Annotated in this window: 16 protein-coding genes; 8 read left to right on the top strand and 8 right to left on the bottom strand. The window is 73.0% G+C overall.

What is annotated here, in order from left to right; genetic code table 11:
* Positions 1–69: 69 nt before the first annotated feature.
* The 3 genes from ACWC91_RS15035 to ACWC91_RS15045 all read right to left on the bottom strand — a co-directional run bounded on the left by ACWC91_RS15035 (position 70) and on the right by ACWC91_RS15045 (position 2,702).
* Positions 70–1,053, bottom strand: a complete 984-nt coding sequence (locus ACWC91_RS15035) for an aldo/keto reductase (protein WP_281157534.1) — start codon at positions 1,051–1,053, stop codon at positions 70–72.
* Between the two features lie 115 nt (positions 1,054–1,168).
* Positions 1,169–1,873 carry a ribonuclease H family protein gene (locus ACWC91_RS15040; RefSeq protein WP_225079251.1) on the bottom strand — a complete coding sequence of 235 codons (705 nt, stop codon included), beginning with the start codon at positions 1,871–1,873 and terminating at the stop codon, positions 1,169–1,171.
* A gap of 31 nt (positions 1,874–1,904) precedes the next feature.
* Complete coding sequence (locus ACWC91_RS15045; protein WP_450643548.1) at positions 1,905–2,702, bottom strand: VOC family protein; 798 nt, start codon at positions 2,700–2,702, stop codon at positions 1,905–1,907.
* A gap of 189 nt (positions 2,703–2,891) precedes the next feature.
* Between ACWC91_RS15045 and ACWC91_RS15050 the strand changes: the two genes are divergently transcribed.
* Entirely contained in the window at positions 2,892–3,899 is a 1,008-nt protein-coding gene (locus tag ACWC91_RS15050) for a zinc-binding alcohol dehydrogenase family protein (RefSeq protein ID WP_225079303.1), read from the top strand.
* Between the two features lie 91 nt (positions 3,900–3,990).
* On the opposite strand, the gene ACWC91_RS15055 is transcribed toward ACWC91_RS15050, so the two are convergent.
* Complete coding sequence (locus ACWC91_RS15055; RefSeq protein ID WP_225079250.1) at positions 3,991–4,473, bottom strand: VOC family protein; 483 nt, start codon at positions 4,471–4,473, stop codon at positions 3,991–3,993.
* Between the two features lie 169 nt (positions 4,474–4,642).
* Here ACWC91_RS15055 and ACWC91_RS15060 point away from each other — a divergent pair, with 169 nt between their 5' ends.
* The 3 genes from ACWC91_RS15060 (at position 4,643) to ACWC91_RS15070 (ending at position 7,216) form a co-directional block, all read left to right on the top strand.
* Entirely contained in the window at positions 4,643–5,845 is a 1,203-nt protein-coding gene (locus ACWC91_RS15060; RefSeq protein WP_225079249.1) for an epoxide hydrolase family protein, read from the top strand.
* A 110-nt stretch (positions 5,846–5,955) separates the two neighbouring features.
* Positions 5,956–6,612: a ClpP family protease gene (locus tag ACWC91_RS15065; RefSeq protein WP_281155923.1), complete on the top strand. Its 657-nt coding sequence runs from the start codon at positions 5,956–5,958 to the stop codon at positions 6,610–6,612.
* Position 6,613: 1 nt separating this feature from the next.
* Positions 6,614–7,216, top strand: coding sequence for a ClpP family protease (locus ACWC91_RS15070; RefSeq protein WP_225079247.1), 603 nt, complete (start codon positions 6,614–6,616; stop codon positions 7,214–7,216).
* A 99-nt stretch (positions 7,217–7,315) separates the two neighbouring features.
* Here ACWC91_RS15070 and ACWC91_RS15075 read toward each other — a convergent pair whose 3' ends face one another.
* On the bottom strand, positions 7,316–7,744 hold the full coding sequence (locus tag ACWC91_RS15075; RefSeq protein ID WP_225079246.1) for a helix-turn-helix domain-containing protein: 429 nt from the start codon (positions 7,742–7,744) through the stop codon (positions 7,316–7,318).
* Between the two features lie 325 nt (positions 7,745–8,069).
* Between ACWC91_RS15075 and ACWC91_RS15080 the strand changes: the two genes are divergently transcribed.
* A complete protein-coding gene (locus tag ACWC91_RS15080) occupies positions 8,070–8,954 on the top strand; it encodes an RNA polymerase sigma factor SigF (RefSeq protein WP_225079245.1) in 885 nt (294 codons plus the stop codon).
* A 58-nt stretch (positions 8,955–9,012) separates the two neighbouring features.
* Here the strand turns inward: ACWC91_RS15080 and ACWC91_RS15085 are convergent, their stop codons facing one another.
* Entirely contained in the window at positions 9,013–9,468 is a 456-nt protein-coding gene (locus ACWC91_RS15085; protein WP_450643543.1) for an ATP-binding protein, read from the bottom strand.
* A 146-nt stretch (positions 9,469–9,614) separates the two neighbouring features.
* Here ACWC91_RS15085 and ACWC91_RS15090 point away from each other — a divergent pair, with 146 nt between their 5' ends.
* A complete protein-coding gene (locus ACWC91_RS15090) occupies positions 9,615–10,883 on the top strand; it encodes a streptophobe family protein (RefSeq protein WP_450643544.1) in 1,269 nt (422 codons plus the stop codon).
* Here the strand turns inward: ACWC91_RS15090 and ACWC91_RS15095 are convergent.
* Positions 10,867–11,277: a hypothetical protein gene (locus ACWC91_RS15095; protein ID WP_450643545.1), complete on the bottom strand. Its 411-nt coding sequence runs from the start codon at positions 11,275–11,277 to the stop codon at positions 10,867–10,869. The genes ACWC91_RS15090 and ACWC91_RS15095 overlap by 17 nt on opposite strands.
* Before the next feature lie 316 nt (positions 11,278–11,593).
* Between ACWC91_RS15095 and ACWC91_RS15100 the strand changes: the two genes are divergently transcribed.
* Entirely contained in the window at positions 11,594–11,995 is a 402-nt protein-coding gene (locus ACWC91_RS15100) for a nuclear transport factor 2 family protein (RefSeq protein WP_450643546.1), read from the top strand.
* Between the two features lie 251 nt (positions 11,996–12,246).
* Here the strand turns inward: ACWC91_RS15100 and mgrA are convergent, their stop codons facing one another.
* On the bottom strand, positions 12,247–13,239 hold the full coding sequence (gene mgrA, locus ACWC91_RS15105) for an L-glyceraldehyde 3-phosphate reductase (protein WP_450643547.1): 993 nt from the start codon (positions 13,237–13,239) through the stop codon (positions 12,247–12,249).
* Between the two features lie 129 nt (positions 13,240–13,368).
* Between mgrA and ACWC91_RS15110 the strand changes: the two genes are divergently transcribed.
* Complete coding sequence (locus ACWC91_RS15110) at positions 13,369–14,262, top strand: LysR substrate-binding domain-containing protein (protein ID WP_225079239.1); 894 nt, start codon at positions 13,369–13,371, stop codon at positions 14,260–14,262.
* The last annotated feature ends 49 nt before the right edge of the window (positions 14,263–14,311 follow it).

Raw genomic sequence — 14,311 nt, forward strand, 5'->3', positions numbered from 1 at the left:
GGCCGGCCCGCGTCCCGGGCCGGCCCCTGTGTCATGCGGGTTCCCCGGCGAGCGGTCCCCGACCCGCCGCTACCAGCGGGTCTCCACCTCGTCCTTGATCCGGCGCTCGTAGAGGTCCCGGATCGCCGCGAGGGTCTCCTCGCCCAGCGGGGGCAGCTTCGCGGCGGCGGCGTTCGCGCGTGCCTGCTCCGGCGAGCGGGCGCCCGGGATGACCGTGGTGACGCCGGGCTGCTGGATGATCCAGCGCAGCGCGAGCTGGGCCGGGGTCCACCCCTCGGGGGCGAGCGCGGCGAACTCGGCCGCGGCCTCCACGCCCGTGGCGAAGTCGACGCCGGAGAAGGTCTCGCCCTGGTCGAAGGCCTCGCCGTGCCGGTTGAAGGTGCGGTGGTCGTCGGCGGCGAAGACGGTGTCCTTGGTGTACTTGCCCGACAGCAGCCCGGACGCGAGCGGGACCCGGGCGATGATGCCGACGCCCGCCTCCCGCGCCGCGGGCAGCACCTCGCGCAGCGGCTTCATGCGGAACGGGTTGAGGATGATCTGCACGCTCGCCACGTTCGGCCGGGCGATCGCCGTCAGCGCCTCGGCGCAGGTCTCCACGCTGACGCCGTAGGCGGCGATCCGCTCCTCCTCCACCAGGGTGTCCAGCGCGTCGAACACCGCGTCGCTGGAGTACACGGAGGTGGGCGGGCAGTGCAGCTGCACCAGGTCGATGCGGTCGACGCCCAGGTTGCGCCGCGAACGGTCGTTCCAGGCGCGGAAGTTGTCCAGGACGTAGTTCTCCGGAACCTGCTCGACGCGCCGGCCCATCTTGGTGGCGACCAGCACGTGGTGGTCCGGCCGGCTGCCGAGGAAGGTCGCGATGGCCGACTCGCTGCGCCCGTCGCCGTAGACGTCGGCCGTGTCGAAGAAGGTCACCCCCGACTCGGCGGCCGCCTCCAGTACGGAGACGGCTTCCTTGTCGTCCACGTCGCCCCAGTCGGCGCCCAGTTGCCAGGTGCCGAGCCCGACGACCGACGCGTGCTGGTGCGACCTGCCGAATTCACGTTCGTCCATGGCGACAGTCTGTCATCAGCCGTCAGCCCGCGCGGAGCGGGCCGCTCCGGGTGCTCACCCGGGCAGGGGCGCCGGCGGCGACCGCGGGGGCCGGCCCCCATACGTGCCGAACGGGCTATCCGGCGGCCGCCGTGCGGCACTCCGGGTGGCCCCAGCCCTGGTCGTTGCGGGCGATGGACTCGCCGGCCGCGTAGGAGCGGCCGCACGCGCAGCGGCCGGGGAACTTCGCCTTGATCGTGCGGGACGACGCGCCGCCGGCGCGCGGCCGCGCCGCCTTGGTCCCGTTCGCGCGGCGGCGCGGGGCGGCGGACGCGGGGGCGGTGGCCGGCGGCTCCGGCGAGCCGAGGGCGCTGCCCGCGGACTGCTGTGCGCTCGCCGCCTGGCTGGCCGCCCGGTCGGCGAAGTCGTTCAGCGGGTCGCCGTCGACCTGGTGGGCGGGTACGTAGCGGAAGTCGACCGAGCGGCCCTGGAGCAGCTCGTCGATCCGCACGACCAGTTCCCGGTTGGCGACCGGCTTGCCCGCGGCCGTCTTCCAGCCGTTGCGCTTCCAGCCGGGCAGCCAGGTGGTCACGGCCTTCATCGCGTACTGCGAGTCCATCCGCACCTCGAGCGGCACGTCCGCGTCGGTCGCCGTCAACAGCCGCTCCAGCGCGGTGAGTTCGGCGACGTTGTTGGTGGCGGTACCGAGCGCTCCCGCCTCCCAGCGGGCGGGGGTCCGGGCGTCGTCCGAGACGACCCACGCCCAGCCCGCCGGACCCGGATTTCCCTTCGACGCCCCGTCGCAGGCGGCCACCACACGTTCACGCATGGGCCCGATCATGCCACGCCGGCCGGGCCCTCCGGACCGCCGCCTAGGACACGTCCGCGGCCTGCGGCTTCTCCCCCTGCGTCGTGGTGATGTCGATCACCGAGAAGTTCGCACCCTGCGGATCGGTGAGCGCCGCGAACCGGCCGAAGGGGCTGTCGTGCGGGCCGAAGCGCAGCACGCCGCCCCGCCCGGTCGCGGCGGCGACCGCCTCGTCGCAGTTCGCGACGGTGAAGTAGACGTTGACGTACGACGGCACCTCGGGCGGGAAGTCCTCCGTCATCGTCATCCGGCCGAGGACGGTCTCGCCGCCCACGTCGAACAGCCGGAAGTCGATCGCCTCGTCCTGGAGCTGTTTGGCGGTGTAGCCGAAGACGGCGGAGAGGAAGGTGTCGGCCTTCGCGGGCTCGCGGGTGAAGACCTCCGCCCAGCAGTAGGCGCCGGGCACCGCGGTCGCCTCGAAGCCCTCGTGGGTGCCGCCCTGCCAGACACCGAACACGGCGCCGCTGGGCTCCCGGGCCAGGCACATGGTGCCGAAGTCGCCGACCTGCATGGGCTCCATCAGCACCTCGCCGCCCTTGTCGCGGATCCTGCGGACGGTGGCGGCGGCGTCCGGCGAGGCGAAGTACAGGCACCACTGCGACTGCCCCTCCTGCCCGGGCATGGGCGGTACGACGGCGGCCACCGCCTTGCCGTCCGCGTAGGCCTGGGTGTAGTTGCCGTACTCCGACGAGGACTCGCCGAAGGTCCAGCCGAGGACGTCGGCGTAGAAGCTCTTGGCCCCCTCGAGGTCGCTGAACATCGCATCGGCCCAGCAGGGGGTTCCCTCGGGTCGTACCGCCATGGCCGCCGCCCTCTCCCGTTCGGTGATGTGTCCCGCCTTCACGCTAGTGACTCCCGGGACCGGTCGCGCGCTGAGCGGGCTCGCCTGTTCCACACTGGGACGGACAGAGGTGTACCGGACAGGGGTGGACCGGGCGGCCTTCGGCGGACGGGGCGCGACATGGCGGACGGCGGAATGACGGACGGCACGATGCGGGCGTGGACGGTGACCGGGCCCCGGCCGGTGGAGGAGGGCCCTCTGCGGCTGACGGCGAAGCCGGTTCCCGTGCCGGGGGACGACGAGCTGCTGGTGCACGTGCGGGCGTGCGGCGTGTGCCGCACCGATCTGCACGTGACCGAGGGTGATCTGCCGGTGCACAGGGCCGGGATCACACCCGGCCACGAGGTCGTGGGCGTGGTCGCGGGTCGGGGGCGGGCGGTGAACGGCTTCGCGCCCGGCGACCGGGTGGGCGTGGCCTGGCTGCGCCGCACCGACGGCACCTGCGCGTACTGTCTGCGCGGTGCCGAGAACCTGTGCCCGGACTCCCGGTACACCGGCTGGGACGCCGACGGCGGCTACGCCGAATACACGACCGTCCCGGCCGCCTTCGCCTACCGGCTGCCCGGCGAGGTCGACGACGTCGCGCTCGCGCCCCTGCTCTGCGCGGGCATCATCGGCTACCGGGCGCTGCGCCGGGCCGCCCTGCCGCCCGGCGGGCGCCTAGGCCTGTACGGGTTCGGCGGCAGCGCCCACCTGTGCGCGCAGGTGGCACTCGCGGAGGGCGCCAGGGTGCACGTCATGACCCGCGGGGCGGCCGCGCGGCGACTCGCGCTGGAGCTGGGCGCGGCCTCGGCCCAGGACGCGTACGCGGTGCCGCCCGAGCCGCTGGACAGCGCGATCCTGTTCGCCCCCGTGGGCGATCTGGTGCCCGTGGCGCTGCGGGCCCTCGACCGCGGCGGTGTCCTGTCCGTGGCCGGCATCCACCTGAGCGACACACCGCCGCTGCGCTACGAGAGCGAGCTCTTCTACGAGAAGGAGCTGCGCAGCGTCACCTCGAACACACGCGAGGACGGCCGGGACTTCCTCGCCCTGGCCGCCCGGCACGGGGTGCGCGCCACCACGCACACCTATCCGCTCTCCCGGGCCCCGCAGGCACTGGAGGACCTCAAGGCCGGCCGCTTCGACGGGGCCGCGGTGCTGGTGAACGACCTGCCCTGACCGAGGGCCCGCACCTCGCGCCCGGCCCGTGCGCTGGATGTCGGGGCCGGTCCACTCCCCCGGATGGGTGGACCGGCCCCGTCGCCCGCCGTCACTCGCCCGCGTACGCCCTTTCCAGGGCGGCGATGTCGAGCTTGCGCATGGCGAGCATCGCCCGCGTGGTGCGGGCCGCCTTCTCGGCGTCGGGGTCGCCGATCATGTCGATGAGCCTGTCCGGGATCACCTGCCAGGAGACGCCGTACTTGTCCTTGAGCCAGCCGCAGGGGCCGGGCTCGCCGCCGTTCTCGGTGAGCTTGGTCCAGTAGTGGTCGATCTCCTCCTGGTTCTCGCAGTGGATCTGGAAGGAGATCGACTCGTTGAAGGTGAACTGGGGCCCGCCGTTCAGCGCCACGAACTTCTGGCCGTTGGCCACGAAGTCGACCGCGATCACCGATCCGGCCGGGCCGGGCCCGGCCTCGGTGTAGCGGCCGATCCGCCCGACGGCGGAGTTCTTGAAGATCGATACGTAGTGGTGGGCGGCTTCCTCGGCCTGGCCGTCGAACCAGAGACAGGTGGTGAATCCTTCGGTGGCCACGGGTTCCTCCTGGGGTGTGCGACGCGGTCATGTGTATCGACCCGCCCGCGTCGCGAAACTCATCGGCGGTTCCGGAAGAAGTCCGCGGCCGCTTCGGCGGGCCGGAACCAGTGCCGCGGCAGGCAACGGCCGCCGGTGAAGGAGCGGCGTCGGCACTAGCATCGCCCGCATGACGACGTCACCGCCCGCCGGCGGCATCCGGCCCTTCCGGCTCAGCGTCCCGCAGAGCGATCTGGACGACCTCCACGACCGCCTCGACCGCACCCGCTGGCCGGACGAGCTGCCGGGCGCGGGCTGGGACTACGGCGTTCCCGTCGACTACCTGCGCGAGCTCGTGCGGTACTGGCGGCACGAGTACGACTGGCGGGCGGCCGAGGCGCTGCTGAACCGGTGGCCGCAGTTCACGACCACGATCGACGGGGCGGACGTGCACTTCGTCCACGTCCGCTCCCCGGAGCCGGACGCCACCGCGCTGGTGGTCACGCACGGCTGGCCGGGCTCGATCGTCGAGTTCCTCGACATCGTGGGCCCGCTCACGGACCCGGCCGCCCACGGCGGCGACCCGGCCGACGCCTTCCACGTCGTGCTGCCGACCATTCCGGGCTTCGGACTGTCCGGGCCCACCACCGAGCGGGGCTGGGAGGCCGGACGGGTCGCCGACGCGTGGGCCGAGCTGATGCGGCGGCTCGGCTACGAGCGGTTCGGCGCGCAGGGCGGCGACTGGGGCGCGATGATCTCGCGCGAGCTGGGCCGCGCCCACCCCGGCCGGGTGATCGGCGTGCACCTGAATCTGCTGCCGGGCGCGCAGCAGTCCACCGAACCGACCGGGGAGGAGCTGGCCGGGCTCGGCTCGGAGGAGCGGGAGCGGACGCTCGCGTCGTGGCGGCGCTGGGAGGCCTGGCAGCGGGAGGGCACCGGCTACGCGATCCTGCACGCGACCCGCCCGCAGACCCTGGCGTACGCGCTGACCGACTCGCCGGTCGGCCAACTCGCCTGGATCGTCGAGAAGTTCCGCGAGTGGACGGACTCCGAGGAGCTGCCCGAGGAGGCCGTCGACCGGGACCGGCTGCTCACCGACGTGATGCTGTACTGGCTGACCGGGACGGCCGGTTCGTCCGCGCGGATCTACTACGAGCGGGCGCACGCCTCCGGCCGCGCCGCCGCGCCCGCCGAGCCGTCGACCGCGCCGACCGCGCTCGCCGTCTTCCCGGCCGAGCTGCAACTGCCGTTGCGGCACCGGGCGGAGCGCACCGAGAACATCGTGCGGTGGACGCGGTTCGACCGGGGCGGGCACTTCGCGGCGATGGAGGAGCCGGACCTGCTGGTCGCGGATGTGCGCGCGTTCTTCCGGCAGTTGCGCGAGAAGGGCTGACCGGCCGCTCTGCCGGTGGCGAATCTGCCACGGGCAGAGAAACCGCACGCGGCGACGGCTCCGGGCCGACAGTGGGGTCGACGGCATCCGTGCCACGACAAGGAGATCCGATGACCCCACCGACCGCGCTGCTCTCACCCGGCGCGCTCGCGCCGCGCGCCGAGGAGCACGACACCCCGCCCAGCCGGTTCGACGACGACCTCGCGGCCGGGCTGCTCGCCCAGCGGATCGTGTTCCTGGGCACCCAGGTCGACGAGGTGTCGGCCAACCGGGTGTGCGCCCAGCTGCTGCTGTTGTCGGCCGAGGACCCGCACACCGACATCGCCCTGTACATCAACAGCCCCGGCGGATCCGTCACCGCCGGGCTGGCCGTCTACGACACGATGCGGCTCATCCCGAACGACGTGTCGACACTGGCGATGGGATTCGCCGCCAGCATGGGCCAGTTCCTGCTCGCGGTGGGCGCGCGCGGCAAGCGGTTCGCGCTGCCGAACGCGCGGATCATGATGCACCAGCCGTCGGCGGGCATCGGCGGCACCACCGCGGACATCGAGATCCAGGCGGAGAACCTGGAGCACACCAAGCGGACCATCGAGCGGATCACCGCCGAGCACACCGGGCAGAGCGAGGAGACGATCTCGCGGGACGGCGACCGGGACCGCTGGTTCACCGCCGAACAGGCCAGGGAGTACGGGATGGTGGACCGGGTGGTGGAGTCGCTCGCCGACATCCGCCCGGCCAACTCGCGCCGACGGATGGGGTTGTGACATGGGGTCGTACACGGTTCCGTACGTGGTCGAGCGGACCGCGCAGGGTGAGCGGTCCTACGACGTGTTCAGCAGGCTGCTGAACGAACGCATCGTCTTCCTCGGCACCGAGATCGACGACGGTGTCGCGGGCGTCGTCATCGCCCAGCTGCTCCACCTGGAGTCGGCGGCCCCGGACCAGGAGATCGCGATCTACCTCAACTCGCCCGGAGGATCGTTCACTTCGCTGATGGCCATCTACGACACGATGACGTTCGTGCAGGCGCCGATCTCCACGTTCTGCGTGGGGCAGGCGGCCTCGACCGCGGCGGTGCTGCTGGCGGGCGGGGACCCGGGGCGGCGGTTCGTACTGGAACACGCCCGGGTGCTGCTGGGGCAGCCGGCCACCGGCGGCCGGCAGGGCACGGTCTCCGATCTGGCGCTCCAGGCCAGGGAGATGAGCCGGATCCGCTCCCAGGTCGAGGAGGTGCTGTCCCGGCACACCGGTCACGACGCGGCGACTCTGCGCGCGGACATGGACCGCGACAAGGTGTTCACCGCCGAGGAGGCGGTGGCGTACGGGCTGGCCGACGAGGTGCTGAGCCGGCGCCTCGCACGGGTCTGACCCGCGCGGGCAGGCGCCTCGCACGGGTCTGACCCGCGCGGGCAGGCATCTCGCACGGGTCCGGCTCGCGACTCCGAGGCGCCCGCCCGGGTGCGGCCGTCAGGCGGCCAGGCACAGTCCGTCGTGACGGGGGGCGGACGGGCCGCGGCCGCGCACGGCGCCGCTTCGCGCGGTCCGCGCCAGCTCGTCCTGGGCGAGTGAGAGCAGGTCGCCGAGGCCGAAGCCGAGCGCCTGCGCCGCGGCCGCGAGGACCTCCGAGGAGGCCTCCTTGCGGCCGCGCTCGATCTCCGACAGATACGGCATCGAGATCCGCGCCGCGTCCGCGACGTCCTTGAGTGTGCGCTCCTGCGCCCGCCGCTCGCGGCGCAGGACGTCGCCGACGAGATCGCGCCAGAGAGGTTCCCTGGGCGCGGCCGCCGGGGCGCTGCCCTGGGCGGGACGTCCGGATGCCGGACGGGACGGCCCCGGGCGCGCGGCCGGCGGGCGCAGGGGGATGACACGGGCTTGGTTCGGCGCTCGTTCGCTCATCCCCTCAGCGTAGAAGTCCCGGACACGGGCGGAGGGGAGGGAGGTTGCGCCCTGGGTGAATTCGCGGCCAGAACTCCCACCTCGTACCGGCGAATTCGCGCCGCCCGGCACACGAAGGGCATGCGCCGGGTCACTCCGGGTATCCGCAGCTCCAACGGCCCGGCAGGCAGGGAGCGGAGCACGACCCCCGAGGCCGGCGGCGCGCATACATTCCGGCGGGCCGGGTACCCGGGGGTCGCGCAACCGCTCGGTGCCGCCGGCGCCGGAACAGACGTACGCAGGCCGACGAGGCAGAGGGCGAGCCGTGACTTACGTGGGAGAGGCGATGGACACCACCGTGATCCGGTCCGGGGCAGCGGTCGAGCAGACCCAGCAGGCCGTGACGGGTGGCGAACCGCTGCCGGGGGTGGCGGATCCGCGGTCGGTCGCTCCGCGTGACGCGCGCGAGCTGTCCCGCCACTTCTTCCGGCGTCTGACGGAACTCGACGAGGGCACGCACGAGTACCAGTACGCCCGCAACACGCTCATCGAGATGAACATGTCGCTGGTGCGGTTCGCGGCCGGCCGGTTCCGCAACCGCGGCGACGACATGGAGGACATCGTCCAGACCGGGATGATTGGCCTGATCAAGGCCATCGACCGGTTCGAGCTGTCGCGCGAGGTGGAGTTCACCTCCTTCGCCCTGCCCTACATCGTCGGCGAGATCAAGCGGTTCTTCCGCGACACCACGTGGGCGGTGCACGTGCCGCGGCGGCTTCAGGAGCTGCGGGTGGAACTGGCCCGGGCGCGCGAGGAGCTGTCCAGCCGCCTGGACCGTGACCCGACGGTGGGCGAACTCGCCACGCTCATGAACATCTCCGAGGACCAGGTGGTCGAGGCCCAGATCGCCTCCAACGGCTACAACTCCGCGTCGCTGGACGCCGCTCTCACCGGTGAAGGACCCGAGGACGGCGAGGCGGTGCTCGCCGACTTCATCGGCGTGGAGGAGGACGGGATCAGGCTGGTCGAGGACTTCCACTCCCTCGCGCCGCTGGTGGCCGGGCTCAGTGAACGCGACCGGCAGATCATCCATCTGCGGTTCGTGGAGGAGGCCACCCAGGCGGAGATCGGCGAACGGCTCGGCTGCTCGCAGATGCACGTGTCCCGGCTGATCAAGCGGATCATCACCCAGTTGCGCCAGGGCATGCTCGGCGAACTGGGCTGCGCCTGACGCCTCCTGCCGTACCCCCGCCAGACCCCGGGGGCCGCCCGCGCGGGCCGCGCGCCGGTCACTCGCCGCCGAGTTCGACCAGCGCGCGGACCCGCTTGCCCACCGGGACGCGTTCCACGGTCACTTCCCGCGCCAGCGCGTGCACGATCTCCAGGCCGTGCCGGCCCACGCGCCGCGGATCCCGAGGGAAGCGCCGGGGCAGTACGGCGCTGCTGTCGTACACGCACACGTTCACCGCGCTGTCCGTACCCTCCAGTTCCAGGATGTACGGCCCGTCGCTGTGCCGGTCGGCGTTGGTGACCAGTTCGCTGACCACCAGCAGGAGCGCGTCGCCGCAACGGCGGCCGATCTCGGCGCACCACTCGGTCCTGAGCTGGTCCAGGAAGTGCGCGGCGAAGGAACGCGCCTCGGCGATGCAACCCGGTTCGCCGGTGTAGTGCGTCGCCCGCCGGAGCGGTTCCACGGGAACGTCGAAGCCAGTCGCTATCACTGCCCCGTCCAGTTGGTCGGTCATGCGTGTCTCTCTCGGAAGCCGGCCAGGCCGGACACTGCTGCATGTGTGCTGTTACCCCGAGCCGCGCCCGGCAGTCCCCGCCCGCCGGCCGACGCGGACGGACCTTCCGGCAGGCGCGGCGCCGGGGCCCTGCATAGCGTTGCGGTGTGAGCCCCGTGAGCCCCCCGGTCCCGTCCGCGGCCCGCCACGGCTGGGCACAGGCCCTGGCCACAGTACTGGCCGCGGTGGCGGGCATGGGTGTGGTCGCCGCGCTCGGGCTGTGGGCGGCCGGCGCGGCGGGCCTCCCCGACAACGCCTTCCCCCGGGTGGTCGCCGCGACCCTGGTGACGGCGGTCGGCGGCAGCGTGGAGCTGTCGGGCGACGCGGGCGACCTCGCCCGGACCCACGCGGGCATCACGGTGATGCCGCTGTCGGTCACGCTAGCCGGCGCGCTCGTCTTCGCCGCGGGCTTTCTGCGTCCGCTGCGCCACCGTGCGGTGGCCGGGACGCGGGAACTGGCTGGGTGGGCCGCCCGGATCGCCCTCCTGTGGCTGCTCGCGCTGATCGGTCTGGCGCTGGGCGCCCGGCAGACCTTCGCCATCGACCTGGGCGACGGGGTGCTCGGCGTCATCGGCGGCCTGTTCGGCGCCGCGCCGGAGGTCGGCTTCGCCGCGCGGGAGACGCCGACCGTGGTCTTCGGGCTGCTGTGGCTGGCGGGCGTGCTGGTGCTGGCCCTGCTGGTGGCACCCGGGGCACCGTTGCCTTCGCGGCTGCTGCGATGGCGGGAGTCGGTGCGTCCGGCGGCGTACGCCATGGTGGCCCTGCTGCTCGCGTGCGTGGCCGTGGGACTGGTCGTCGCACTCGTGACGGCGGGCACCCGCGGGCGCCCTGCGGAGCACTTCGCCGTGATCCTGCTCGGGCTGCCGAACGTGGTCTGGCCGGTGTTCACCATCGGCCTGGGGGCCACCTGGGACGGCCGGGTGGACGGCCCGTTCGGACTGCCGATGCCGCACCTGCTCGACGAGGTGCTGCGCACCCCGGACGTCTCCACGCTCAACCTGGGCACGCTCGCCGAGCACGACGGGCGGGTGTGGTGGCTGGTGGCCGTGGACGCGGTGCTGCTGCTGGGTGCCGCGTTCCTGATGGCGGCGCGTTCCCCGGCCGGGACGCCGGCCTGGCGGCACGCCCTGCGCATGGCCGTCGCCCTGGTGCTGACGGTCCTGACGATCTGTGTCGTGGGCCGGATCTCCGCGCACTACGGTCTGTCGCTCCTCGGCATCGGCGAGGTGGGCGGCAACCTCTCCGGAGAGCTGCTGCTGCGTCCCCGGTTCTGGAGCGCGCTGGGTCTCGCCGCCCTGTGGGGTCTGGTCACGGGCTTCCTGGGGGCTCTGCCGGCGCACCGGTCACGTCACCGGGCGGTCAGACCATCGGCATGACGAGCGCGGGCAGGGTCCGGTGCATGCGCAGGGCGTCCACCGACTCGGCGAGCAGTTCGTACTCCGTGGTCTCGTCACTGGCGGCGATCCGCACCAGCCTTCCCTCGGTCAACTCCTCGGCCGCGATCTCCTGTTGAGTCACGTCGGCGCACCAGGCCCGCAGGATGCCGGGGACGTCGGGCACGGACTCCGGCACCGGGACCAGAGCGCCCGGCGGGACATGGGGGGTGTCGGGGCCGGGGTCGAGCCGCTCGGCGATCCAGGAGGCGCGGTCGCGCAGCCACCACAGGGCCAGGGCCAGGGTGGGCGCCCGGTAGGTGCCGAGCGGTACGCCGATGCGGCGGCCGTCGCACACCCCGTACGCGGTGACGTGGCACAGGAATTCGTCGTGCACTGCTCCTCCCCCGTAGCGTCGCCGGCCCGGCCGGCCGGCCCGCCTCGCCCTGCGTACGGCTTTTATGCGGTGAAGTGCCCCTGAATTCGAGTATGTTCACTACTGAACCACTGTCACCACGACTTTCCAGCCAGTCTCCTGGCATATTCATCACGCCAGGTGGCCGAAAGCGCGACAGTCCGTGACCGCGCGGGCATGACCCGCGCGGTAATCGACCCCGGCGGCACCCGCGCGGCAGGGTGGTCCCATCGGGTCGCCGATCACCGGGACCCGGGCTCCGACCAGCGTTCACGACCTCGATGGAGGCTGATTCAGCATGTCCGCACAGTCCGACCGGTACACGATCGCCGTCACCCGCTACTTCGAGGCCTGGAACGCGCCGGACGCCCAGGCCCGGGCGAAGGCGGTGGCCGACGCCTGGACCCCGGACGGCAGCTACACCGATCCTCTGGCCGACGCCGGCGGCCACGAGGAGATCACCGCCGTCATCACCGCCGCCCGCGAGCAGTTCCCCGGGTTCGCCTTCCGGCTCACCTGCGCCGTCGACGGGCACCACGACACGGCGCGCTTCACCTGGGAGCTGGTGAGCGGGGCCGGGGGTACCCCCTCCGGGGGAGGCTCCGCGCCGGTCGCCGGGTCCGACGTGGTCACCCTGGACGGCGACGGCAGGATCCGGACCGTCCTCGGCTTCCTCGACCGGGTGCCCGCCGGGGCATGAGGCGACCGGGTGCCCGCCGGGGCATGAGGGCCGGCCCCGACGGAGCGTCCGCCGGGGCCGGTACGAGCGCGCGTCCGGCCCGTGTCGTGGGCCGGAGGTGTCCTGGGCCCTGTCGTCAAACTCCCGCCTGCCACGCGACGCCTGGCACGCCCTCCCCCAAGCTCTTCGAGCAGGGGGGACCCCCAGCCGCGTTGCCGAACCGCCCGCGCGGCCCGCCCGTCGGGCGGACGACGGGAACGTGACGACAGGACCTACGGCGCGACGACCGCGTCGATGCGCGCCAGCTCCTCCGCGTCGAAGTGCAGGGACCGCGTCGCGGCGACGCTGTCCTCCAGCTGCCGCGGGCTGCTCGCGCCGACCAGGGCCGAGGTGACCCGTCCGCCGCGCAGCACCCAGGCCAGCGCCATCTGCGCCAGGGACTGCCCACGGGACTTGGCGATCTCGTCCAGCGCGCGCAGCCTGCCCACCAGCTCGCCGGTCAGCGCGGCGGAGTCGAGGAAGGGGCTGTCGCTCGCCGCCCGGGAGTCCTCGGGGATGCCGTCGAGGTAACGGGCGGTGAGCAGGCCCTGCTCCAGCGGGGAGTAGGCGATGGAGCCGACCTGAAGCTCGTCCAGGGCGTCCAGGAGGCCCTCGTGCTCGGGGCGCCGGTCCAGCATCGAGTAGCGGGTCTGGTGGATCAGCAGCGGGGTGCCCAGTTCGCCCAGGATCCGGGCGGCCTCACGGGTCTGCTCCGGGGAGTAGTTGGAGACGCCGACGTAGAGCGCCTTGCCCTGCTGGACCGCCGAGTGCAGGGCACCCATGGTCTCCTCCAGCGGGGTGTCCGGGTCGGGGCGGTGCGAGTAGAAGATGTCGACGTACTCCAGGCCCATCCGCTTCAGGCTCTGGTCGAGCGAGGACAGCAGGTACTTGCGGGAACCCCATTCGCCGTACGGGCCGGGCCACATCAGGTAGCCGGCCTTGGTGGAGATCACCAACTCGTCGCGGTACGGCGTGAAGTCGGCGCGGAGCGCGTCGCCGAGGGCGGACTCGGCGGCGCCGGGCGGCGGGCCGTAGTTGTTGGCCAGGTCGAAGTGGGTGACGCCGAGGTCGAAGGCGCGGCGCAGGATGGCGCGCTGGGTGTCGACCGGGCGGTCCGGGCCGAAGTTGTGCCACAGGCCGAGCGACAGCGCGGGGAGCTTCAGGCCACTGCGTCCGGTGCGCCGGTAGGGCATGTCCGCGTAGCGGTCGGGGTGGGCGGTGAACAACGCGACTCCATCAGGGTTGGCACGGGGGTGAACGGTTCCGGCGGAACCGGTGTCCCCACTCTCGCGCGCCCCATGGGCAGCGGTCCAACAGGAGAATCCGATGGGATTCAACGGTTAGGCTGCTCAATCATGGAACTGCGTCATCTCCAGCACTTCGTCGCGGTCGCCGAGGACCGGCACTTCACACGGGCGGCGGAACGCCTGATGGTCTCCCAGTCGGGGCTCTCGGCGTCGATCCGGGCGCTGGAGCGGGAGTTGCAGACCTCCCTGTTCGTGCGCACCACGCGCCGGGTGACGCTCACGGAGGCCGGGCGCGCGCTGCTCGGCGAGGCGCAGCGGATCCTGACGCAGGTGCGGGCGGCGCACGAGGCGGTGGCGGCGGTGCAGGGCGTGCTGCGCGGCACGCTCTCGCTGGGCACCGAGCAGTGCATCGCCGGGGTGCATGTGGCCGGGCTGCTCGCCGCGTTCCGGCGGCGGCATCCGGATGTGGAGATACGGCTGCGGCAGACGGGTTCGGGCGCGCTGGCGGAGGAGGTCGCGGCCGGCCGGCTCGACCTGGCGTTCGCCTACCGGACCCGCGCGGACACCGACCAGTTGCGCTCGGTGTCCCTGGCCGGCGAGCCGATGACGGTGCTGTGCCACCCGGGTCACCGTCTCGCGTCGGCCGAGGCCGTCCTGACGCCGCGGGACCTGGACGGCGAGGTCTTCGTCGACTTCCACCCGGACTGGGGGCCGCGCCGGACCACCGACGCCGCCTTCGCCGCCGCGGGCGTCCGGCGCACGGTGGCCCTGGAGGTCAACGACGTGCACAGCCTGCTCGACCTGGTCGACGAGAACCTGGGCATCGCCGTCGTCCCCCGGCACTTCCGGCACAAGCGGCCCTCGCTCACCGCGCTGCCGCTCAAGGGCGCCGCGGAGACGGAGTACGAGACCGTCGCCCTGCTGCCGTCCGAACAGGCCACCAGCCCGGCGGCCCGCGCCCTGATCACCCTGCTCGGGCCGGAAGAGCCCGGCACCGTCTGACGGAGTCCGGGTTCCGGGCGCGGGACGGGGAGCGATGCGCCAAGGTGGA

The sequence above is a fragment of the Streptomyces sp. NPDC001204 genome, from assembly GCF_053598035.1.